Source organism: Pseudomonas sp. NPDC089396, from assembly GCF_044749545.1.
In the GTDB taxonomy this organism is placed as follows: domain Bacteria; phylum Pseudomonadota; class Gammaproteobacteria; order Pseudomonadales; family Pseudomonadaceae; genus Aquipseudomonas.
This window is the reverse complement of record NZ_JBIVIC010000004.1, coordinates 409275-429488: the sequence shown is the minus strand read 5'-3', so window position 1 is coordinate 429488 and position 20214 is coordinate 409275. Positions and strand designations below refer to the sequence as shown.

Genomic DNA, 20214 nt, shown 5'->3' with positions numbered 1-20214 from the left:
ACTACGACAGCAGGTGATTGCCCAGAAACAGCCAGTCGGCCCAGAACACCTGGTGAACCACCACGATGATCCAGAACACGACTTGATAGGAAACCTTGCGCGTCTTGTGCCGAAACAGTTGCTGGGCCACCAGCGCCCCCGGCCAGCCGCCGAGCAGTTCACTGGCGTGGAGCACCTTTTCGGGTGTACGCCAGCCCGCAGTGCGGGCCTGGTGCTTGTCCTGCCAATACAGCAGGACGGTGACCAGGCTAGCCGCCGGATACAGCCCCAGCGGCAACCACGATTGCCCGCTCCAGGCCATCTGCAGCGCCCCTGCCATGGGCAGCAGACACAGCACTGCCAGCGCCAGTAGCTTGATCCGCATTCAGCCGTTCGCCGTCGCCCAGTCGACCCAGCCGAACTGCCAGGTCGCCAGGATCAGCAAGCCGAACACGATGCGGTACCAGGCAAACGCCGCATAGCTATGGTTGGCGATGAACTTGAGCAGCGCACGCACCGCGATCATGGCGAAGATGAACGAGGTCACGAAGCCGATGGCGAACACCGGCAAGTCACTGGGCTGGAACAGATCACGGTACTTGTAGCCCGAGTACACCGCTGCACCGACCATGGTCGGCATCGCCAGGAAGAACGAAAACTCGGTGGCCGCCTTGCGAGACAGGCCGAACAGCAGGCCGCCGATGATGGTCGAGCCCGAGCGCGAGGTACCCGGAATCATCGCCAGGCACTGGACGAAGCCGATTTTCAGGGCATGCGACCAGCGCATGTCATCGACGTGATCGACCTCCACGCGGTGCGAACGGCGCTCGGCCCAGAGCATGATCACGCCACCCACGACCAGCGCGGCCGCCACGGTGATCGGGTTGAACAGGTAATGGTGAATCAGGTCGGCGAACAGCACGCCCAGCACCACGGCCGGCATGAACGCCAGCAGCAGGTTGCCCGTGAAACGCCGCGCCTTCGGCTGGCTGGCCAGGCCGAACACCACTTCGAGAATCTTGCCCCGAAACTCCCACACCACCGCCAGGATCGCCGCCAGCTGGATGATGATGTTGAACGCCATGGCCCGCTCACCGCCAAAACCGATCAGGTCGGCAACGATGATCTGGTGGCCGGTACTGGAGATCGGCAGAAACTCCGTCAGTCCTTCGACCACGCCTAAGATGATTGCCTGGAAGGCAGTCCAAAAATCCATCATTCCCCCGTTGAAGCACTGCTGATCGCAGGCCCCTTGTTCTTGATTTGCTTGTGATTGCCGCTCGCGGCGCGGCTCTTTTACAGCGACTGTTGGGTATAACGCCAGTAGAAAAGTTCACCCCGCCTAAAGGTTTCATCTTGCGCGGCCGAAATCCTAGCAGAGCAACCTGGCGATGGCTCGCGCGGCATGCCGTAACGTCACAACTAAATGGCACTTAGCCATTAGTCGGATACAGACTGACGGCAAAGCATGCTTGGATGCACTGAATAACAAGAACAATGCGGGAGTGCCGTTCATGAAGACCTTGAGGTCGATGTCGATCAGTCGCCGTCTGTGGCTGATCCTGCTGGTTGCGGTGGCGATGCTGGTGGTCCTCGGCCTGCTGATGCTGCGCCAGATCCACGGCGACCTGTACCAGGCCAAGGCAGAAAAGACCCGCCATGTGGTGCAGACCGCCGCGAGCGTGCTCACCTATTACCAGGGGCTGGAAGCCGCCGGCACGCTCAGCCGCGAGGCCGCCCAGCAGCAAGCGCTGCAAGTGGTGCGCGCGCTGCGCTACGACCAGGGCGACTACTTCTGGATCAACGACCTTGGGCCGAAGATGATCATGCACGCGGCCAACCCCAAGCTCGACGGCCAGGATCTTTCCGCCATCCGCGACCCGGACGGGTTTGCCGTGTTCAATGAAATGGCCGCCCTCGCCCGCAGCCAGGGCGCCGGCCCTGTCAACTACCGCTGGCCCAAACCCGGGGCCAGCGAGCCCGTGGCCAAGACTTCGTACATCCAGCTGTTCCAGCCGTGGGGTTGGGTTATCGGCTCGGGCGTGTATGTCGATGACGTTCAGGCCGAATTCGCGCGCCAGCTGCGTGACGCCTCCCTGGTCGGCGTGGGCGTTGCCTTGCTGATGGCCCTGGTGGTCATGCTGATCGCCCGCAGCATCGCCCGCCCGTTGCAGGAGGCAGTGCAGGCAATGGGCAACATCGCCAGCGGCGAAAGCGACCTTACCCGTCGCCTGGACACCCATGGCCGCGACGAAATCACCCAGCTCGGCGAGCACTTCAACCGCTTCAACGGCAAGCTCCAAGGCGTGGTCGGCCAGTTGCAGGACGCCGCCCATGCGCTGGCTCATTCCGCCGGGCATGTCGGCCACAATGCCGGCGCCGCGCAACAACACAGCGCCCAGCAGTCGCTGCAGATGGACCAGGTGGCGACCGCCGTCAATGAAGTCACCTACGCCGTTCAGGACGTGGCCAAGACTGCCGAACAGGCCGCCGGCGAAATGCAGGCCGCACAGCAACAGGTCGAGCATGGCCAGCAGGCCATCGACAGCAGCCTGCTGCAGATCGACCGCCTGTCACTGACCATCGACCAGGCGGTGCAGGTGATCCGCGACCTGGCGGGTCATAGCACCAAGATCGGTGGTGTGCTGGAGGTGATTCGCGCCATTGCCGAGCAGACCAACCTACTCGCCCTCAACGCAGCGATCGAAGCCGCGCGGGCCGGCGAACAGGGTCGCGGCTTTGCCGTGGTGGCCGACGAAGTGCGCCTGCTGGCCCAGCGCACGGCGCAATCGACCGCCGAGATACACACCATGATCGAATACCTGCAAAAGCAGTCGGACGCCGCGGTCAAGGCCATCGATACCAGCAGCGAGGCGTCGCGCCAGACCGTCGAGCAAGCCCGCGAGGCCGGCTCCAGCCTGAGTGCCATCAACCAGGCACTGCACAGCCTCACCGCGCTCAACGCATCGATCGCCAGCGCGACGTTGCAGCAGTCGCATGTGGTCGAGGAAATCAATCGCAATGTGCTGGATACCGCCGGGCTGTCTCAGCAGACCGCCGAAGCGGCGCGTCAGTCCAGTGATGCGGGCGTGGCCTTGGGCCGCTTGAGCGAAGGGCTGGAGCAGTTGCTGCGTCAGTTCAAGGTTTAGCCAAGGACCCGGAGTGGGCGGTGCATGCGCCGCTCTACACCTCCCTTCGCCCACAGGCTACAATCGCGCCCCCCTCAAGCCGCCAAGGAGCGCCGATGTCCGGCCTCGAACTCATCGCCGCCGTGCTCGGCGTCACCGCCGTTTGGCTCACCGTCAAGCAGAATGCCTGGTGCTGGCCGATCGGTCTGGTGATGGTGCTTATATATGGCTGGCTGTTCTACGAGGTGAAGCTGTATTCGGGCATGCTGCTGCAACTGGCCTATGCCGCGCTGCAACTGTACGGCTGGTGGCAATGGACGCGCCCGGGCCGCGTCGAGGATGCCCGCCACGTCTCGCGCCTGCAATTACCGACACTGGTCGCCGGGCTCGTGGGTGGTCTGCTGATCAGCGTGGCGCTGGGCGCGGCCATGGCCAACTGGACGGATGCCGCCCTACCCTGGCTGGACGCCACGCTGACAGGCTTCAGCCTGGTCGCGCAGCTGTGGATGGCGCAAAAACGCGTGCAGTGCTGGCCACTGTGGATGGTGGTGGACGTGGTCTATGTCGGCCAGTACCTGCACCAGCAGCTGTACTTCACCGCAGGCTTCTTCGCCGTGCTGACCCTGATCGCCGTGCGCGGCTGGCTGGAGTGGCGCCGCGACCCGGCGCTGCAGGCATGAAGGTCCTGGTGCTGTGTGGCCCCGAGTCCAGCGGCAAGAGCTGGCTCAGTGGCGAGATCCAGGCGCATTTCGGCGGTGTGGTGGTGGGCGAATATGTGCGCCATTTCATCGACCAGGAATGTCGCGACACCTGCTACGCCGATATCACCCCCATCGCCCTGGGCCAGTTGGCCTGGGAGGATCAGGCACGGCAACAGGCTCCGGAGCTGCTGATCCTCGATACTCATCTGTTGAGCAACATGCTGTGGAGCCGCGCGCTGTTTCAGGATTGCCCGACCTGGTTGGAACAAGCCTTGCTTGCTCGTCAGTATGATCTGCACCTGTTGCTCAGCCCCCATGATGTGGGCTGGGTGGCCGATGGCCAACGCAGCCAGCCGGACCTTGCCGACCGGCATCGCTTCTTCACCGACAGCCTGCAGTGGTTGCAGCGCCATCGGCAAACGGTGCAGGTGATCGAGGGTGACTGGCCCCGGCGCAGTGCGGTGGCATTGCGCGCCGTGCAGGGCCTGTTGCAGGGAAAAACCCCGGTTTGCCCCACCGAGTGTTAACCCTCTGACACACCCCAGTGGGCCTTGACCCCCGTATTTGCGGACTTACCCACTTTTGGTGGTGGGAGTGTCAAGTCGATGAAACAGTGAGCGAAAGCGCCCCCTGAGCAACATCCATACCGGAAAACAGCCCACTTTGCAGATAATCTGTCTCAACCCTGATACATCAACCTCTCGCAACTGCCAACAAGTTACTACAAGGCATTGATTAAAAAAGATTAATCAAAAGCGGCACGCCTCCTGCTCTCCTCCTCGCAACGCCTAATCAGGCCCGCGCTGAAGAAGGAATTGCAGTCATGGGAAAACTGGACAATGGCATCTGCCGTCTGCTGCTGGTCGGCTGTGCTTTGGGCGCAAGCTTCAGCGTGCCGGTACAGGCCGAAAATGGAATCATCGTCATCACCCGCGATGTTCAACCCCGCATCGCAACTCGCGCCCCCCTGGCGCCCGACCCCTACCCCACCACCGCCAACGCCAACCCCTCCGCCTACGTGCTCAAGCAGACCAACGAACTGAGCGATGGGGACTTTGCCAACATCACCAGCGGTACCGGGATTTCTTCGCTGATCACCCAGCAGACCAACAATGTGGGCGGCAACATCGGCAACCAGACCCAACTCCCCAACCTGGCGGCGGGTCGCGGTACAGGCTCCGGCAACGGCATTTCCAACATGGTCAACTCAAGTGTCCAGCGCGGCCTGGCGCCCTTGCAGATCCTGACCGGAGGCAAATGAGATGAGGCAATCGCTGTTAATCCTGGCCACCCTCTGCAGTGCAACGGCCCTCGCCCAATCCCCGGTTCCCGTGATCAACAGCGCCAACATCGACAGTTCCGGCGCGCAGTACCAAGGCAACTTAAGCGTCAACCAGGCGGCAGGCGACCTGCAGCAGCAAGCCAACGCCCGGGCCTTGGCCACCGGCACCACGGCCGCTGCCAACACGCAGATCCGGCAACGCCAGATATCCATCGTCGACCCCAACATGGATGCCCGTGCCAGCATCCAGGGCGACGCCTTCAGTCACGGCAGTGGCGCCCTGGGTGTGAACCAGAGCGCCGGCGCCAGCACCCAGCAGGCCAACGCCCTGCGCATCAGCCTCAGTACACAACCGCAAAGTATCGACGACAGCGTCCTGCTGCAGCAAAACGTGGCGCTGATCAACAGCTCCGATCCAACTGATTCCTCCCCTGGCTATCGCCAGGTCACCACAGGTGACCAGGCATTCACCGGTAGCCGTGGGGTCATTCAGCTGAATCAGAGCGCCGGGGTGGGTAACCAGACGGCAAACACCCTGAGCGTACGGGTCGCGAACTGACCCGAATAGGTAGGTAAGTAAAAAGGTAAGAACAACACTTAACCTAAAGAAGACGGAGAAACACCATGAAACCCTCGATGGCAATCAAGCCTCTGGTTTTCGCAATTGCTGCGGTCATGGCTGTTGCTGCACAAGCGGATCAGAACGACAGACGTGGCCATGGCCACCACAATAACCACACCCCACCGGCAAAAGCGGTGTATACCAACGCCACTGCCGAAGCCAATGATGTTCAGCGCAGTACGGGCAACCGTATCCTCAATGAAGGCACTGTCAACGAAGCCGAAATGAGCAGCTCCGGCACCGGTGCCAGTGGTAACGTCGGCGTCAACGTGGCGGCCGGTAACGGCAACCAACAAGACAACGCCGCGGCCATTGCCAATACCTCGTCCGATAACTCCGCGATCGACAACAGCTTCGTCTTCGGCAACTCCGAAGCCACCGCAAGCGTGCGCCAGTTCAGCAACAACAACACCGTCAAGAACTGGTCGACCCAGAGTTCTGCGGTCATGAGCGGCTCGGCTGACGGCAGCAGCGGCAACATTGGTATCAACATCGCTGGCGGCGACCTGAACCAGCAGAAAAATACCATGGCCATTGCCAACAACGCTGCCGCTATCGGCAACTCCACTGCCACCGCTTCGGCCAACCAGAACGGACCTGGCCTGACCGTCGAAAACCGTGCCGATCGTACCTACACCATCGACACACTGTCCTTCACCACCTCCCAGAGCGGTTCGTCCTCGCGTAGCGGTTCGTTCGATGCCAGCGTTGACAAGAGCTCCAGCTCGAGCTTCAGCGTGGCTGGCAACCAAAGCAGCAGCGCCAGCGGCAGCAAAAGCAGCAGCGCCAGCGGTTCGACCAGCATGACCGCCAGCGGCTCCAACAGCAGCAGCGCAAGTGGCAGCAACAGCAGCAGTGCCAGCGGCTCGAACAGCAGCAGCGCCAGTGGCAGCAACAGCAGCAGCGCCAGCGGTTCCAACAACTGGGCAGCCAATGGCTCGTCGAGCAGCGACCACAGCTCGTCGTCTAGCGCTTCGGTGAACGCTTCGCTCGATGCCAGTGCCAACGGCAGTGCGTCTTCGTCGCAAACCTTCGGCAACTTCACGCGCTCGCGCAGTGCCGACTTCGATGCATCGCTCAGCGCTTCGCTTGACGCATCGATCGACAAGTCGCACGAGTCGTCCACCGACTCGTCGTTCGACAAGTCCTTGAGCTCGTCCTTCGACAGAGCCCGTGACTCCTCGTTTGATCGCAGCCGCGAATCTGCGTATGACCGTACCCGTGACTCTTCGTATGACCGCAGCCGCGACTCGTCCTACGACAAGTCTCGCGATACTGCCTACGAGAAGGCAAACGAGTCGGCATGGGAAAAAGCGCAGGCTTCGGCCTTCGAGAAATCTGGCGAGAAGGCCTCGGAGTCTTCGGACAGCATCTCGAAGAGCTTCAGCGAGGCTAGCGAGTACGCGATGGAAAACACCGTCTCGTTCCAAGTGCTGACCCCGACTGGCTGGGCCAACCCTGTAACCAACACCGCAACCCTGAGTGGCTCGGTGAATGGCGGCAGCGGCAACCTGGGCGTCAACGTGGCAGCCGGTGTGGGCAACCAGCAGAGCAACTCGCTGGCCATCTCCAACACCTCGATGTAACTGCAACCTTGAGGCCCCCTTCGGGGGGCCTCTTTCTACAAAAGCTTTCTATAAAAACAGGGGGGGCATGGAACATGCGCATTATCGCCTTGGCATTCCTGCTGTGCATGGCCAGTGTCAGCGAAGCAGCCCAGATGCCGCTGTCCGTCCTGCCAGGTGGTGCAGTGATCTACAAACCCGTCCAGAGCATCCGCGAGCGCAAGTTCGCCGACCTTGTACAACAGAAAACCGACTTCAGTTGCGGCGCCGCATCGCTGGCGACCATTCTGCGCCAGGCCTATTGGCTGGACGTGGACGAACAACACGTGATCGAGGGCATGCTGGCCAACGCCGACCATGACTTGGTGCGTACCCAGGGCTTCTCGATGCTCGACATGAAGCGCTACGTGGAAAGCCTAGGCATGCGTGCCCGCGGCTACCGGGTAGCGCCCGATACCCTGCACAGCATCCGTATCCCGGTAGTGGTGCTGATGGACATCCGCGGCTACAAGCACTTCGTGGTCATGCAGAAAGTCGACAACGGCTGGGTGTACATCGGCGACCCGGTACTGGGCCACAAACGTTTCAAACTCGATGATTTCGTCAAAGGCTGGAACGGCATCATCTTCGCCGTCATCGGCCAAGGGTACGACAAGTCCAACATCTTGCTCGACCCGCCTCTGCCACTGAGCGCCAAGAACCGCATCAACAACTTCGCCCCGGTGAAGGATGCCGAGTTGATGGACTTCGGTTTCATCCAAAGCGACTTCTTCTAATGACAAGGGGCAAGAGGCCCCGGGAGCATCCCATGAAGACTTCATGCTGGCTCGCAGTCGTTTGCCTGGCCGCCAGCCTGCCGACCCAGGCACAGACGTTCAAACCGATCGAACTAAAAGATCAGGAACTGGCAGAACTGCGCGGGCGCTATGTATTGCCGGGGCGCATCGTCAGTTTTGGCGTGGTCATGACCAGCACCTGGCAGAACGCCAACGGCGAGGTGATCGGCGCTACCTCCTCGATGCAAATCCAGCATTCCACCCTGCAACCGCAGTTCTATGTCTCGATGATCAATGAAAAAGGCACCGGCAATTCGCAATCGCAGAGCCCAGGCACCGGTACCGTTACCGGTGGCAGCGGGCTCAATACCACCGAAGGCGTGACCCAGGTGGTACGTGCCGCCGGTGACTACAACTCGGCTTACAACAACGTCGGTATCACGGTCACCAAGGGCAACGAAGCACCCGCCACGCAAACGCAAGGCCAGGCCCTGGCGGCGGGCACGACGCTGGTGGGCGCCAACGGCGCAGGCTCTCTGAGCGTTTCCGCCAACGGCACCGGCGTGCAGCTCGGCATCGTTGCCAACAACAACCAGGGCAGCGCACTGCAGCGGCTAGGCCAGGGTGGGCTGATGCAGAACACTACCCTGCTCGGCGCTGGCAACCAGGTGCGCAACCTGACGGAGCTCAATGTCGTGCTGCGCGACAGCCCTGCAACGGCTGGCCCGATGAACGCCAACCTTGATCAGCTCAAAGGTCTTCGCACCGGCGGATACTGATCTACGCTCTGTCTCATCGAACAAGTAGTCAGAAGGGACGGCTAATCCATGCATCGTTTGTTGACGTTGAGAGCTATCGTTTGTTTGACGACCTTGGCCCCGGCCACACTGCTACAAGCGGCAACCGACCCTCAAGTCGAAGCGCTGAAACAAGAATTGCTCGCATTGAAACAACGTTACGAAGCCCAACAGAATGCATTGATGGTGCTGGAACAACGCCTGCGTCAGGTCGAGGAAGCCCCTGCTACTCCCGCGCCCAAGCGTTTGACCAAATCACCCGCCGAAGGCGTCAAGGGCGCACAGACCGTGGCCTCCGGGGCACCGGGCACCACCGGCAGCTCCTACGGCCAATCGCTCAAAGAGGACTCGGAACCGGCGCAAAGCGTTTCCAACCTGTATGACGAAGCCAGCGGCTTCTTTGGCGGCGGCAAGTTCAGTGTCGAAACCGGCCTGACCTACACCCACTACGACACCCGTGCCCTGACGCTCAACGGTTTTTTGGCGCTCGATTCGATATTCCTGGGCAATATCAACATCGACCGGATCAAGGCCGACAACTGGACGCTGGACCTGACGGGACGCTACAACGTCGACCAGCGCTGGCAGTTCGACATTAACGTACCGATTGTCTACCGCGAGTCGACCTACTCCTCCGGCGGTGCGGGTGGTGCAGCCGGGGTGAGTTCCGATGGCTCGGTGAAACGTGACCCAACCATCGGCGACGTCAACGTCGGCGTGGCCTACAAATTCATCGACGAGTCGGAAAACTGGCCAGACACCGTCGCCACGCTGCGGATCAAGGCGCCTACCGGCAAGGACCCCTACGGCATCAAGCTTATCCAGGATAGCGCCAACGACAACCTCGCGATCCCTGAAGACCTGCCAACCGGCAATGGCGTGTGGGCCATCACACCCGGTATCTCGCTGGTCAAGACCTTCGACCCGGCCGTGCTCTTCGGCAGCCTGTCGTACACCTACAACATGGAAGATTCGTTCAGCGACATCAGCCCCACCGTCAACACCAAGGTGCCGGGCGACGTGAAACTCGGCGACTCCTGGCAGATTGGCGGTGGTATCGCGTTCGCCCTGAACGAGAAGATGAGTATGTCGTTCTCGGTCACCGACCAGTTTGCCAGCAAGAGCAAGATCAAACCCGACGGCGGCGACTGGCAGTCGATCAGCAACAGCGACTACAACTCGGCGAACTTCAACATCGGCCTGACCTTCGCCGCCACCAACAACCTGACCATCGTGCCAAACCTCGCCATTGGCCTGACGGACGATTCGCCAGACTTCTCCTTCAGCCTGAAATTCCCGTACTACTTCTGACCGGGTTTTGCCAATGCCAGGCCTGCAGCGAGGGCCTGGTTTTGGTAACCAACTTTGTAGCCAACCGCTTTCCTGACACCGGACTGTTATCATCACGCATAGCTATGTGACGTTTTGACGGTAATTAAGGAAAGTTTTCGTGAATATCCAGCTCGGCCACTCGCACACTCGGCTCGTCGCCTTGGCAACCCTGGTGCTGGTGATCCCATTGGCTGCGCGCACCCTCCTGGGGTGGTCCAATCCGCTCGGCTACTTGTCGGACCTGGCCTTCGGCAGCCTCCTGTTGCTGTTGCTGCACCGCCGGCCCTGGTGGCTGGCACTGCCTGTGCTGCTGGCCTGGGCCGCACTCTGGGTAGCTTCCGCAGAGCTGGTCAGCGCTGTCGGGCGGCTGCCCAACAGTGGCGACCTGGCATACCTGATCGACCCGCAATTCATGGAAAACTCCACCGGCGGCGGCCTCGCCCATCCCTGGTTGCCCTGGCTGATGGCAGCGGGCCTGCTGGCCTGGTGCTCGATCACCTGGCGAGGTCGGGTGCATCGCCCTGCAGCGCTGCCGCGCTGGGCCTTGGCCATCCCTGTGCTGCTGTTCGGCCTGCACTGGGGCAGCCAACAGCTGACGCCTTCCGATGCCGACCAGTGGCGCCAATACAATCTCTCTCACCAGTTGCTGTCCGCAGGCGTCAACGACCTGCAACGGCGGGCGCTCACCTGGACTGGCCAGGAGCAGCCCGTCACGCCCCTGTCCAGTGCCGGCCTGACCCAGGCCGACCTGCATGGCCAGAAACTGCTGAGCGCCCCCGGAAGCGCTCGCAACCTGCTGGTGATCACCCTGGAAGGCATCCCCGGCGCCTATGTACGGCCGAACCGCCAGGCCCTGCACAGCCGCTTCGAAGAAGAATTGATGCCCAATCTCAGCCGCTGGGCCGAGCGCGGCATGAACACCCCGGACTACGTGCTGCACACCCACCAGACCATCCGCGGCCTGTATGCCATGCTCTGCGGCGACTACGACAAACTGGCCAACGGCACGCCCAAAGGGATGGAGCTGCTCACCCAGCAGCAACGTAACCAGGCCTGCCTGCCGGCCCAGCTGCGCCAGGCGGGCTTCAGCACACATTACCTGCAGGGCGCCGGCCTGCGCTTCATGGCCAAGGACCGGATCATGCCGCACATCGGCTTCGACTCGGTGCATGGTCTGGAATGGTTCAGCAACGAGAACTACCTGGAGTTCCCCTGGGGCAAGGATGACCGGGCATTCTTCGAGGGTGCCCAGGACTACGTCGGGCAACTGCGCCAACAGGACCGCCCGTGGATGCTGACCCTGCTGACCGTGGGTACCCACCAGCCCTATTCGGCTCCGGCCGACTACCTGGCGCGTTACGACACCGCCAAGCAGGCCGCGGTGGCCTACCTTGACGATGCGCTAGGGGCATTTCTCGACAACCTCGAGCGCCAGGGCGTGCTCAAGGACACGCTGGTGGTGGTGACGTCCGACGAATCCCACGGTATCGACGGGGTGCGCCTGGCCTCCTCCTGGGGCTTCAACCTGATCCTGGCACCGGAGCAGGCGCAACTGCCGCACCTCAAGCAGGGCACCTACGGCCACGTCGACCTGGCCACCTCCCTGCTCGACTACTTTGCCTTGCCGATCCCGGTGGCACTGGCCGGGCGCTCACTGCTGCGCGACTACGACAGCGGGCGGGAGATGATTTCCTACACCAACGGCATGTTGCGCTACCACGATGGCCAAGGTGTATTCACCGAATGCGACTTCCAGCAACGCTGTCGCCGCTACGCGAGCCAAGGCTTCATTGCCGACCAGGCCCGCTACCTCGGCCCGGCCGACGACCACACAGGGCCACAGCTCGGCGCCCTTGCCGGGGTACTCGACCAGTCCTTGTTGCAGACACCGCTCAACCTGCGTTACCAGTTTGGTGGCCCGTCGGCCATCCAATTACAGGCGCGCATTCGCGATGACTGGGCCGACAACCTGATTGGCGCGCAGTACCTGGAAATGCCCGAAGGCTCGCACACCCGGGTGCGGATCAAGGTGCGCGCACTCGATCGACAGCACGTCGCCTACATCCAGCTCAAGGCCAAGGAGCTGGAGCAGGACGTACCGCTGGGTCTGCCAGAGGAGATTCGGGTGACGGCGGATGAACCACTGGAGATGGAGTTCGGCTTCGACAACCCTATAGTGCGCAAGGCATTTTCCTTCCACTTGCTGGGGTATGGCGGGGGTGAAGTGGAAATCAGCGATTTCAGTGTGATCACGGCGTTGCCGGGTGAGGAAGAGACGGTCGAGGAGCTCTCGGACGGGCATATCGCGCAGTCGAGCTGAACTTGCGGTGCAGCTGTTGGATGTGGGAGCCGGCTTGCCGGCGATAGGGCCAGCACAGGCTACATCATCGTGCCTGTCCCGGCCTCATCGCCGGCAAGCCGGCTCCCACAGGAATCGCGTCAACTTTAGGGAATTGAGCAAGACAGCTGATCCCACAGGAATCGCGTCAACTTTTGGAAATTGAGCAAGGCAGTTGATCCCGCAAGATTTCTGCAGGTTTTGATGACCTGCAGGGTCACCGGATCTGGTGCTTGTGCAGCAGCCGGTAGAACGTGGGTCGCGATACACCCAGTACCTTCGCGGCAATGCTGAGGTTGTTGCTGTGCCGGTCGAGCACGTCGCACAACGCCTGACGCTCCGCACGGTGCTTGTAGTCTTCCAGCGTGCCCAGCGGCTGCTCCTCCTGCTGGTGAACATGCAGGCCCAGGTCCTGGGCTTCGATCTGCCGCCCTTCGGCCAGCACCAGCCCCCGTCGCACCCGGTTTGCCAGTTCCCGCACATTGCCCGGCCAATTGTGCCGCCCCATGGCGGCCAGGGCATGATCGCTGAAGGATCGCGGCCGACGGCCTGTCTCCAGGCTGTAGAAGTGTGAAAAATGGTTGGCCAGCATCGACAAGTCGCCATGCCGGTCACGCAATGGTGCAGTCACGACCTGCAACACGTTGAGACGGTAATACAGGTCTTCCCGGAAACGCCCTTGCTCGATGGCCTTTTCCAGGTCCACGTGGGTGGCGGCCAGCACCCGTACATCGACCGGTATCGGCTGGCTGCCACCGACCCGCTCGATATGCTTTTCCTGCAGGAAGCGCAGTAGGTTGGCCTGCAGTTCCAATGGCAGGTCGCCAATTTCGTCGAGGAACAGCGTGCCACCATGGGCCGCCTCGATCCGCCCTACCTTGCGCTGATGCGCGCCGGTGAACGCGCCCTTCTCGTGCCCGAACAACTCGGACTGGATCAGATTTTCGGGGATCGCGCCGCAGTTGATGGGAATAAACGGCATTTCGCAGCGCTGCGACTGACGATGCAACGTACGTGCTACCAACTCCTTGCCCGTGCCGCTCTCGCCCCGGATCAATACCGGTGATTCGGTAGGCGCCAGCTTGCCCAGCAGCTTTCGCAGCTCCAGGATAGGCCGGCTGTCGCCCAGCAGTTCGTGCTCCTGGCCATCGACCGGTACCGCGCCCTTGCCACGCAGGCGTGCCATGCCGAACGCACGCCCCAGGGTGACGAGCACGCGGGATACGTCGAATGGCAAGGTGTGAAAGTCGAAGAACCATTCACAGACGAAGTCACCGACGTTCTGCATCCGCAGTTGTTCGGCGTTGAGCACTGCGATCCATTCGGTATTGCTGCGTTTGATCATGTCCTTGACCGCGTCCGGGTGGCGCAGGTGCGACTCCTGCAGGCGCAACAGGCCAAGGTCGCAGCGGTGCTCCAGCGCCAGGTCCAGGCTACAGCTGTGAACAGCCCAGCCAGCGCTCTCAAGACCTGGCAGCAAGCGGTGACAATCATCGCACGGGTCGACGATGAGCAAACGACGCAGGGCGGCGGTAGCGTGCATGACCGTTCCTTGGCGCCAATTTGTGGTTTTTTACATGAAAACAGTAAGTTGCGGCGCCGTTTTAACAGTAGCAACGAACTTGACGGTGCCCACTACCGTCTGTCTGCCCGATTCTGCGCTGGACAGGCCATGTGGGAATTTTTCAAATTTATCGACGTCACAGGCGGCGCAGATCAATAAAAACAGTTCAAATTTGAAAAAAAGTATCAAGACTGTGTGACTCCCCTACCAACTTGGAGCATCAGTACGAATAACCCCGCACTGCAGATCGCGATAAGCTGAAGCGACATAGCAGTAACGCGGACCTACATTACGCTGTTTGGGACCATAGAGAGACCGAACCATGAATGCCCCGCTCCGTGTCAACGAAGCCCTGCTGATTGCCGACCACGCCTTCGAACCTTTCCAGTGCGTAGCCTGGGATGCACCCAACGGTACTGGTGAGCTGAGCCTGGCCGTGATCGACCGGACCAGCACCCGTATCGGGAGCAAGCAAGTGTCTTCGCGTATCTATTCCGACCCGGCACAATGGGCATGCCTGATCGAGGAAGTGCGCGCCGAGTTGTCCCAGAAGGGTTATGACCTGCAGCCTTGGTCGATGCCGAAGTAATATCACCGACTGACCAGCAAGTGCGTGCTTGTCACGCACTTGTGCAACTTTCAAATTCGCCTGCAAGCAACTTTTCAGTTGCGACATAGTGTCGCGCCAGTTGCCTTATTGCATGACCCTGCACTGTTCCAGGTGCTGGTATTCAGCCTGAAGTTGTTCGGCCAATTGCCGCGCTCGCCCCAGGCGAACCGGCGCCATTTCCATGTCCACCAGCACCGTCGCACACGGCATGGGTTGCACATCCTTCCAGCGCTGCAGGCGGCCATCGGTAAACACCAGACAACGCTGAAGCTCTTGTGGGTAGGCTTTTTGCCGTGCCTGCAACCAGCGACGAGCCTGCTCCAGCGCGGCGATCAACGGGGTTCCTCCCCCGGCCCCCAAGGTTTGCAACCAAGGTTGCAAGGCGGCCGAGGCCTTCAGCCCCTGGCGTTGCCACTGGGGCGCTCCGCCGCTGGCGGTCATCAGCGCCAGCCGGGTGCGCTGGCGATAAGCCTGGTCGAACAATTCGCCCAGCAGGCCTTTGCCGTGCGCCAGCGCCTGGTGGCGCCGGGTCGAGGCCGAAGCATCGACGATCACCAGCCACAACTCGGTGGCCTGAGCCTGACGCTGCTGCCAGCACAGGTCGCGCCGCTGCAGCGGGCGCCCCTTGAGCAAGGTCGGCAGCCAAGCCACACGGCCCTTGCTCGCCGCACGCGCGCGGCCACGGCTAACGCCAGCCAGTTTTCCGGCACGGGGCATGGCATCCGCCACCTTGTTGCCCGGTGGGCGGATGCTCAGGGCTTTTTTGCCCAGTTCGGTACCTCGCGCCTGGCACCGCTGGTGACCGGTTGAGCCGGCATTGCCCCCCAATCCCCTTGCCCACTCTGGCTTTGCGTATCGCGGCCGGCAGACGCAGGCGGCGTGGAATCGGCGGCAGGCTCGGGCAACTGGCGGCGCCGGTGGCGCAAGGCAAACTCCGCCACCGCCTCGACGTCGACCAGCTCGATCGCCTTGCCACCGCGCCAGGCGCAATGCGCGCGGGCGGCGCGCAGCCAAACCAGGTCGGCACGCAGGCCATCGACGCCAGCGGCATAACAACGCTCGGTGATCCAGGCCAGGGCCTGATCGTCCAGGGCAATCGCTGCCAGCCCCTGGCGAGCTGCCTGGCAGCGCTCGCGCAGTAGCGCCTGGGCCGCGGCCCATTGCTCGCAGAAGGCCTGCGGGTCAGTGTCGAAGGCCAAGCGACGGCGAATGATCTGCTGCCGAGCCTCTGGGGCTGGCAACCCTTCGAGCACGACATTGAGCCCGAAGCGGTCAAGCAGCTGAGGACGCAGCTCGCCCTCTTCGGGGTTCATGGTGCCGATAAGGACGAAACGCGCACTGTGCCGGTGAGAAATACCATCGCGCTCGATACGGTTGGTACCGCTGGCGGCAACGTCGAGCAACAGGTCCACTAAGGTATCGGGCAGCAGGTTGACTTCATCGACATACAGCACCCCGCCATCGGCATGCGCCAGTACACCGGGGGAAAACTGCGCCTTGCCCTGCCCCAGCGCGGCATCCAGGTCGAGCGTGCCGACCAGGCGTTCTTCGCTGGCACCCAGCGGCAAGGTGACGAAAGGCCCCTCGCCGAGCAGGTCCGCCAAGCCACGCGCCAGGGTGCTCTTGGCCATGCCGCGCGGCCCCTCGATCAGCACGCCGCCGATCCTGGGGTCGATGGCGGTCAGGCACAACGCAAGCTTCAGGTCGTCGGCGCCGACCACGGCCGCCAGGGGAAATTGCACGGATTCACTCATTTCAAGCCTGTTCCTCGCCATCGAGCAATTGCTCCTCGAGTGCTTCGCGGTAGTCGCCAGGCTGCTCCCAGAGACCACGCTGCTGGGCCTCCAGCAAGCGCTCGGTGAGGTCGCGCAGCGCCTCGGGATTGTGCTCGCGCATGAAGTCGCGGGTCGCCGGGTCGAGCACATAGGCATCGGCCAGCGACTGGTAATGATGATCGTCGATCAAGTGCGTGGTCGCGTCGAAGGCGAACAGGTTGTCGACCGTCGCCGCCAGCTCGAAAGCGCCCTTGTACCCATGGCGCTTGGCGCCGTCGATCCACTTGGGGTTGAGGGCGCGGGCTCGAATCACCCGATTCAGCTCTTCCTTGAGGGTGCGGATACGCGGCCGGTCAACTTGACTGTGATCGCCGTGATAACTCGCTACCGTCGCCCCGGACAAGGTCTCGGACGCTGCCAGCATGCCGCCTTGGAATTGGTAGTAATCGTTGGAATCGAGCACGTCGTGCTCGTGGTTGTCCTGGTTCTGCAGGACGGCCTGAACCTGGCCCAGGCGCCGGGCAAACTGCGCGCGAGCCGGGGTGCCTTCGTCACCTGCTCCATAGGCGTAGCCACCGTGGTTGAGGTACACCTGGGCCAGGTCATCGCGGTTGTGCCACAGCCGGCCATCGATGGCATTTTGCACGCCGGCACCGTAGGCACCAGGCTTGGCGCCGAACACCCGCCAACCGGCCTCGCGCGCAGCCTGCTCAGGCGCGACGCCCTGCGCCTGCAGAGCGTCGCGCTCGTGACGCACGCGGGCGGCCAAGGGGTTGAGATCGGCAGGCTCGTCCAGTGCCGCCACCGCTTGCACTGCCGCATCGAACAGGCGGATCAGGTTGCCGAAGGCATCGCGGAAAAAGCCCGAAACCCGCAAGGTCACGTCTACCCGCGGACGGTCGAGCAGGCTTAATGGCAAAATCTCGAAATCGTCGACGCGTTGGCTGCCCGTGGCCCACACCGGCCGCACGCCCATCAATGCCATGGCCTGGGCGATGTCGTCGCCACCGGTGCGCATGGTCGCCGTGCCCCACACCGACAGGCCGAGCTGACGCAGATGGTCGCCATGGTCCTGCAAGTGCCGTTCGAGGATCAGGTTCGCCGACGCGAAACCCAGACGCCAGGCTGTGGTGGTGGGCAGGTTGCGCACATCCACGGTGTAGAAGTTGCGGCCCGTGGGCAGCACATCCAGCCGGCCACGGCTGGGTGCACCGCTAGGGCCGGCTGGCACGAAGCGCCCCGCCAAGGCGGCGAGCAAGCCGTTCATCTCTGCGAGCCCGCACGCGTCGAGGTTCGGCGCAACCTGTTCGCACAACGCGCCGAGCACCGCCTGCACGGGTTGCCATTGCGGGTCGTCGGGCAGTTGCAGGGCCATTTCCAGTGCTTGCTCGATGTACTGCAGCGCCAACAGTTCGAGGCGCTCACGGGTATCGCCGCAGGTGCGCCACGCCTCTTCGCTCAACGCCTGCAGCGGTGCCGGCCGAGGACCTGCCCAGGGCTGGCCGAGGTCGCAGTCGAGAGGATCGAAGTCCAGCGCCAAAGCCTTGGCCAATGTGCGCAGCAGGCTGGCATTACCGCCGCGCCCGTCACCGCGTTCCACCCGCAGCAGGGCCAGCAGGGTATCGACCCGCAGCCGAGCCTGGGGCGATTGGCCGAACACATGCAGGCCATCACGGATCTGCGATTCCTTGAGGTCACACAGGTAGGTGTCCAGCCGCGGCAGCCACACCGCGGCATCCTCCAGTTGACCTTCCAGTTGCAACTCACGGTCGATGTGGTTGGCCTTGACCAGTTCGAGGATATCGCGTTGCAACTCGCGGGCCCGCCGTGGGTCGAGCAACTGCGCTTCATAGAATTCGTCGGCCAACTGCTCCAGGTGGCGCAAGGGGCCATAGGTTTCGGCGCGGGTCAAAGGGGGCATCAGGTGGTCGATGATCACCGCCTGGGTGCGGCGCTTGGCCTGTGCGCCCTCACCTGGGTCGTTGACGATGAACGGATAGATGTTTGGCAGCGGGCCAAGCAAGGCGTCCGGCCAACACTCGGCGGACAGGCCCACGCCTTTGCCGGGCAACCACTCCAGATTGCCGTGCTTGCCAACATGGATCACCGCATCGGCGGCAAAGGCATGGCGCAGCCAGAAGTGAAACGCCAGGTAGCCATGCGGCGGTACCAGGTCCGGGTCGTGGTACACGGCGCTGGGGTCGACTTGGTAGCCGCGCGCCGGCTGGATGCCGACGAAGGTCAAGCCGAAACGAAGGCCGGCCACCATTAGCCGGCCGCTGCGGTACATCGGGTCCTGCTCGGGCGGGCCCCAGCGTTCGAGCACGGCCTGACGGTTGGCGGCGGGCAGGCGCTCGAACGCTGCCTGGTAGTCCGCCAGGTTCAGGCTCTGCGCGCATGGGCGCTGGTCGAGGTGTTCGAGGTCATTGGTCACGCCACCGAGCAACTGCTGAATCAACTGCGTGCCGCTGTGCGGCAGCTCACCCAGCGGGTAACCCTCGGCTTTGAGGGCCTGGAGTATGTTCAGGGCAGCGGCTGGCGTGTCGAGCCCAACGCCATTGCCGATGCGCCCATCGCGGGTCGGGTAGTTGGCCAGGACCAAGGCCACGCGCTTTTGCCCATTGGGCAGGCGTGCCAGCTCGACCCAGCGCCGCGCCAGTTCGGCGACGAAGTCCATGCGCTCGGGGTGGGCCCGGTAGCAGACCACGTCGGACTGGCTGCGCTCGCTGCGCCAGGCCATGTCCTTGAAGCTGACCGGCCGGGTAATGATGCGCCCGTCCAATTCCGGCAAGGCAATGTGCATGGCCAGGTCGCGGGCGCCCAGTCCCTGCTCGCTGGCTTCCCATCCCGGCTGATTGTCCTGCGCGCAGATGGCCTGCAGCACGGGAATATCGCGACGCAGCGGGCGCAGGTTGGGGCGCTCCGGGCTGGACAAGGCAAAGCCGGTGGTATTGACCAGCACCTCGGCGCCGACCTCGTCCAACCACTGTTCGACCTGATCCAGGCAGGCGCTTTCCTTGAGGCTGGCGACGGCGATAGGCAGCGGGTTGAGCCCGGCTGCCTGCAGGCGTTGGCAAAATACATCGATGAAGGCGGTGTTGGCCGCCTGCAAATGCGAACGGTAGAACAGCAGCGGTGCCACCGGATGCTCGGGGTGCCACTCGCCGTACCAGTCCTCGAGCGTAGCGCTGGCCTTGGTGGGGTGATACACCGAGGTACGTGGCAAGGGTTGCGGTTCGTCCCAAGTGTAATCGCGCCCCAGCCATTGGTTGGCCAAGCAGTTGAACAGGTTGACGGCATTGGCTTTGCCACCTTGGCGCAGGTAGTGCCAGAGGCGCTCTGCCGCCGCACCAGTCACCGTGCCCAGATCGGTCAGTTCCGGGTCCGGGCGGTCGTCGCCCGGCACCAGGATCAACTGCACACCGCGCTCCGCCAGCGTCACCAACTGCTCGACACCGTAGCGCCAGTAGCCGACGCCACCGTGCAACGACACCAGGATGACCTTGGCGTGGCGCAGTACCTCTTCTACATACAGGTCGACCGATGCATGGTTCTGCACCTGCATCGGGTTGGCCAGACGCAGGCTGGGAAAGTCATCCGCCAGTTGCTCGGCGGTTTCGGCGAGCAACGCCAGGTGCGAATCGCCGCTGCAGAGGATCACCAGTTCGGCGGGTGTCTGGCCGAGGTCGGCAATGCTGTCGTCCGGCACGAAGCCGCCGGGCTGAGTCCGCAGCAGATGCATGGG

Annotated in this window: 17 protein-coding genes; 11 read left to right on the top strand and 6 right to left on the bottom strand. The window is 62.7% G+C overall.

Features of this window, described 5'->3' with window-relative positions; translation table 11 throughout:
* Position 1: 1 nt before the first annotated feature.
* Positions 2-364: a DUF1294 domain-containing protein gene (locus tag ACIPZB_RS10145; RefSeq protein WP_400640097.1), complete on the bottom strand. Its 363-nt coding sequence runs from the start codon at positions 362-364 to the stop codon at positions 2-4.
* Positions 365-1195, bottom strand: coding sequence for an undecaprenyl-diphosphate phosphatase (locus ACIPZB_RS10140; RefSeq protein ID WP_008089245.1), 831 nt, complete (start codon positions 1193-1195; stop codon positions 365-367).
* A gap of 298 nt (positions 1196-1493) precedes the next feature.
* On the opposite strand from ACIPZB_RS10140, the gene ACIPZB_RS10135 reads away from it, so the two are divergent.
* The 10 genes from ACIPZB_RS10135 (at position 1494) to ACIPZB_RS10090 (ending at position 12502) form a co-directional block, all read left to right on the top strand.
* On the top strand, positions 1494-3128 hold the full coding sequence (locus ACIPZB_RS10135; protein WP_400640096.1) for a methyl-accepting chemotaxis protein: 1635 nt from the start codon (positions 1494-1496) through the stop codon (positions 3126-3128).
* A 95-nt stretch (positions 3129-3223) separates the two neighbouring features.
* Entirely contained in the window at positions 3224-3787 is a 564-nt protein-coding gene (pnuC, locus tag ACIPZB_RS10130) for a nicotinamide riboside transporter PnuC (protein ID WP_400640095.1), read from the top strand.
* Positions 3784-4335 carry an AAA family ATPase gene (locus ACIPZB_RS10125; RefSeq protein ID WP_400640094.1) on the top strand — a complete coding sequence of 184 codons (552 nt, stop codon included), beginning with the start codon at positions 3784-3786 and terminating at the stop codon, positions 4333-4335. The genes pnuC and ACIPZB_RS10125 overlap by 4 nt, the downstream gene beginning before the upstream one ends.
* A gap of 296 nt (positions 4336-4631) precedes the next feature.
* Positions 4632-5069, top strand: a complete 438-nt coding sequence (locus ACIPZB_RS10120; protein ID WP_400640093.1) for a hypothetical protein — start codon at positions 4632-4634, stop codon at positions 5067-5069.
* Between the two features lies 1 nt (position 5070).
* Positions 5071-5649 (top strand): adhesin, encoded by a 579-nt coding sequence (locus tag ACIPZB_RS10115; RefSeq protein ID WP_400640092.1) that lies wholly within the window; start codon positions 5071-5073, stop codon positions 5647-5649.
* A 65-nt stretch (positions 5650-5714) separates the two neighbouring features.
* Positions 5715-7298, top strand: a complete 1584-nt coding sequence (locus ACIPZB_RS10110; RefSeq protein WP_400640091.1) for a heme utilization protein — start codon at positions 5715-5717, stop codon at positions 7296-7298.
* Between the two features lie 74 nt (positions 7299-7372).
* Complete coding sequence (locus ACIPZB_RS10105) at positions 7373-8053, top strand: C39 family peptidase (protein ID WP_400640090.1); 681 nt, start codon at positions 7373-7375, stop codon at positions 8051-8053.
* Between the two features lie 32 nt (positions 8054-8085).
* Positions 8086-8832 carry a hypothetical protein gene (locus ACIPZB_RS10100; RefSeq protein WP_400640089.1) on the top strand — a complete coding sequence of 249 codons (747 nt, stop codon included), beginning with the start codon at positions 8086-8088 and terminating at the stop codon, positions 8830-8832.
* Between the two features lie 48 nt (positions 8833-8880).
* Positions 8881-10161, top strand: a complete 1281-nt coding sequence (locus tag ACIPZB_RS10095; RefSeq protein ID WP_400640088.1) for a hypothetical protein — start codon at positions 8881-8883, stop codon at positions 10159-10161.
* Positions 10162-10300: 139 nt separating this feature from the next.
* Complete coding sequence (locus ACIPZB_RS10090) at positions 10301-12502, top strand: LTA synthase family protein (protein WP_400640087.1); 2202 nt, start codon at positions 10301-10303, stop codon at positions 12500-12502.
* 235 nt (positions 12503-12737) lie between these two features.
* On the opposite strand, the gene ACIPZB_RS10085 is transcribed toward ACIPZB_RS10090, so the two are convergent.
* Positions 12738-14063, bottom strand: a complete 1326-nt coding sequence (locus tag ACIPZB_RS10085; RefSeq protein WP_400640086.1) for a sigma 54-interacting transcriptional regulator — start codon at positions 14061-14063, stop codon at positions 12738-12740.
* Positions 14064-14406: 343 nt separating this feature from the next.
* On the opposite strand from ACIPZB_RS10085, the gene ACIPZB_RS10080 reads away from it, so the two are divergent.
* Positions 14407-14673, top strand: a complete 267-nt coding sequence (locus ACIPZB_RS10080) for a hypothetical protein (RefSeq protein ID WP_008089269.1) — start codon at positions 14407-14409, stop codon at positions 14671-14673.
* 105 nt (positions 14674-14778) lie between these two features.
* Here the strand turns inward: ACIPZB_RS10080 and ACIPZB_RS10075 are convergent, their stop codons facing one another.
* From ACIPZB_RS10075 to cobN, 3 genes are read right to left on the bottom strand one after another with little or no spacing between them, the layout of a single operon-like run.
* On the bottom strand, positions 14779-15411 hold the full coding sequence (locus ACIPZB_RS10075; protein WP_400640085.1) for a VWA domain-containing protein: 633 nt from the start codon (positions 15409-15411) through the stop codon (positions 14779-14781).
* A 35-nt stretch (positions 15412-15446) separates the two neighbouring features.
* Positions 15447-16448, bottom strand: a complete 1002-nt coding sequence (locus ACIPZB_RS10070; RefSeq protein WP_400640084.1) for an ATP-binding protein — start codon at positions 16446-16448, stop codon at positions 15447-15449.
* A gap of 1 nt (position 16449) precedes the next feature.
* A complete protein-coding gene (gene cobN / locus ACIPZB_RS10065) occupies positions 16450-20211 on the bottom strand; it encodes a cobaltochelatase subunit CobN (RefSeq protein ID WP_400640083.1) in 3762 nt (1253 codons plus the stop codon).
* Positions 20212-20214: the final 3 nt, after the last annotated feature.

Bases quoted from the DNA above. Each gene is read 5' to 3' on its own strand.
- ACIPZB_RS10145 (WP_400640097.1), bottom strand. From the start codon at position 364: ATGCGGATCAAGCTACTGGCGCTGGCAGTGCTGTGTCTGCTGCCCATG.
- ACIPZB_RS10140 (WP_008089245.1), bottom strand. From the start codon at position 1,195: ATGGATTTTTGGACTGCCTTCCAGGCAATCATCTTAGGCGTGGTCGAA.
- ACIPZB_RS10135 (WP_400640096.1), top strand. From the start codon at position 1,494: ATGAAGACCTTGAGGTCGATGTCGATCAGTCGCCGTCTGTGGCTGATC.
- pnuC (WP_400640095.1), top strand. From the start codon at position 3,224: ATGTCCGGCCTCGAACTCATCGCCGCCGTGCTCGGCGTCACCGCCGTT.
- ACIPZB_RS10125 (WP_400640094.1), top strand. From the start codon at position 3,784: ATGAAGGTCCTGGTGCTGTGTGGCCCCGAGTCCAGCGGCAAGAGCTGG.
- ACIPZB_RS10120 (WP_400640093.1), top strand. From the start codon at position 4,632: ATGGGAAAACTGGACAATGGCATCTGCCGTCTGCTGCTGGTCGGCTGT.
- ACIPZB_RS10115 (WP_400640092.1), top strand. From the start codon at position 5,071: ATGAGGCAATCGCTGTTAATCCTGGCCACCCTCTGCAGTGCAACGGCC.
- ACIPZB_RS10110 (WP_400640091.1), top strand. From the start codon at position 5,715: ATGAAACCCTCGATGGCAATCAAGCCTCTGGTTTTCGCAATTGCTGCG.
- ACIPZB_RS10105 (WP_400640090.1), top strand. From the start codon at position 7,373: ATGCGCATTATCGCCTTGGCATTCCTGCTGTGCATGGCCAGTGTCAGC.
- ACIPZB_RS10100 (WP_400640089.1), top strand. From the start codon at position 8,086: ATGAAGACTTCATGCTGGCTCGCAGTCGTTTGCCTGGCCGCCAGCCTG.
- ACIPZB_RS10095 (WP_400640088.1), top strand. From the start codon at position 8,881: ATGCATCGTTTGTTGACGTTGAGAGCTATCGTTTGTTTGACGACCTTG.
- ACIPZB_RS10085 (WP_400640086.1), bottom strand. From the start codon at position 14,063: ATGCACGCTACCGCCGCCCTGCGTCGTTTGCTCATCGTCGACCCGTGC.
- ACIPZB_RS10080 (WP_008089269.1), top strand. From the start codon at position 14,407: ATGAATGCCCCGCTCCGTGTCAACGAAGCCCTGCTGATTGCCGACCAC.
- ACIPZB_RS10075 (WP_400640085.1), bottom strand. From the start codon at position 15,411: ATGCCCCGTGCCGGAAAACTGGCTGGCGTTAGCCGTGGCCGCGCGCGT.
- ACIPZB_RS10070 (WP_400640084.1), bottom strand. From the start codon at position 16,448: ATGAGTGAATCCGTGCAATTTCCCCTGGCGGCCGTGGTCGGCGCCGAC.
- cobN (WP_400640083.1), bottom strand. From the start codon at position 20,211: ATGCATCTGCTGCGGACTCAGCCCGGCGGCTTCGTGCCGGACGACAGC.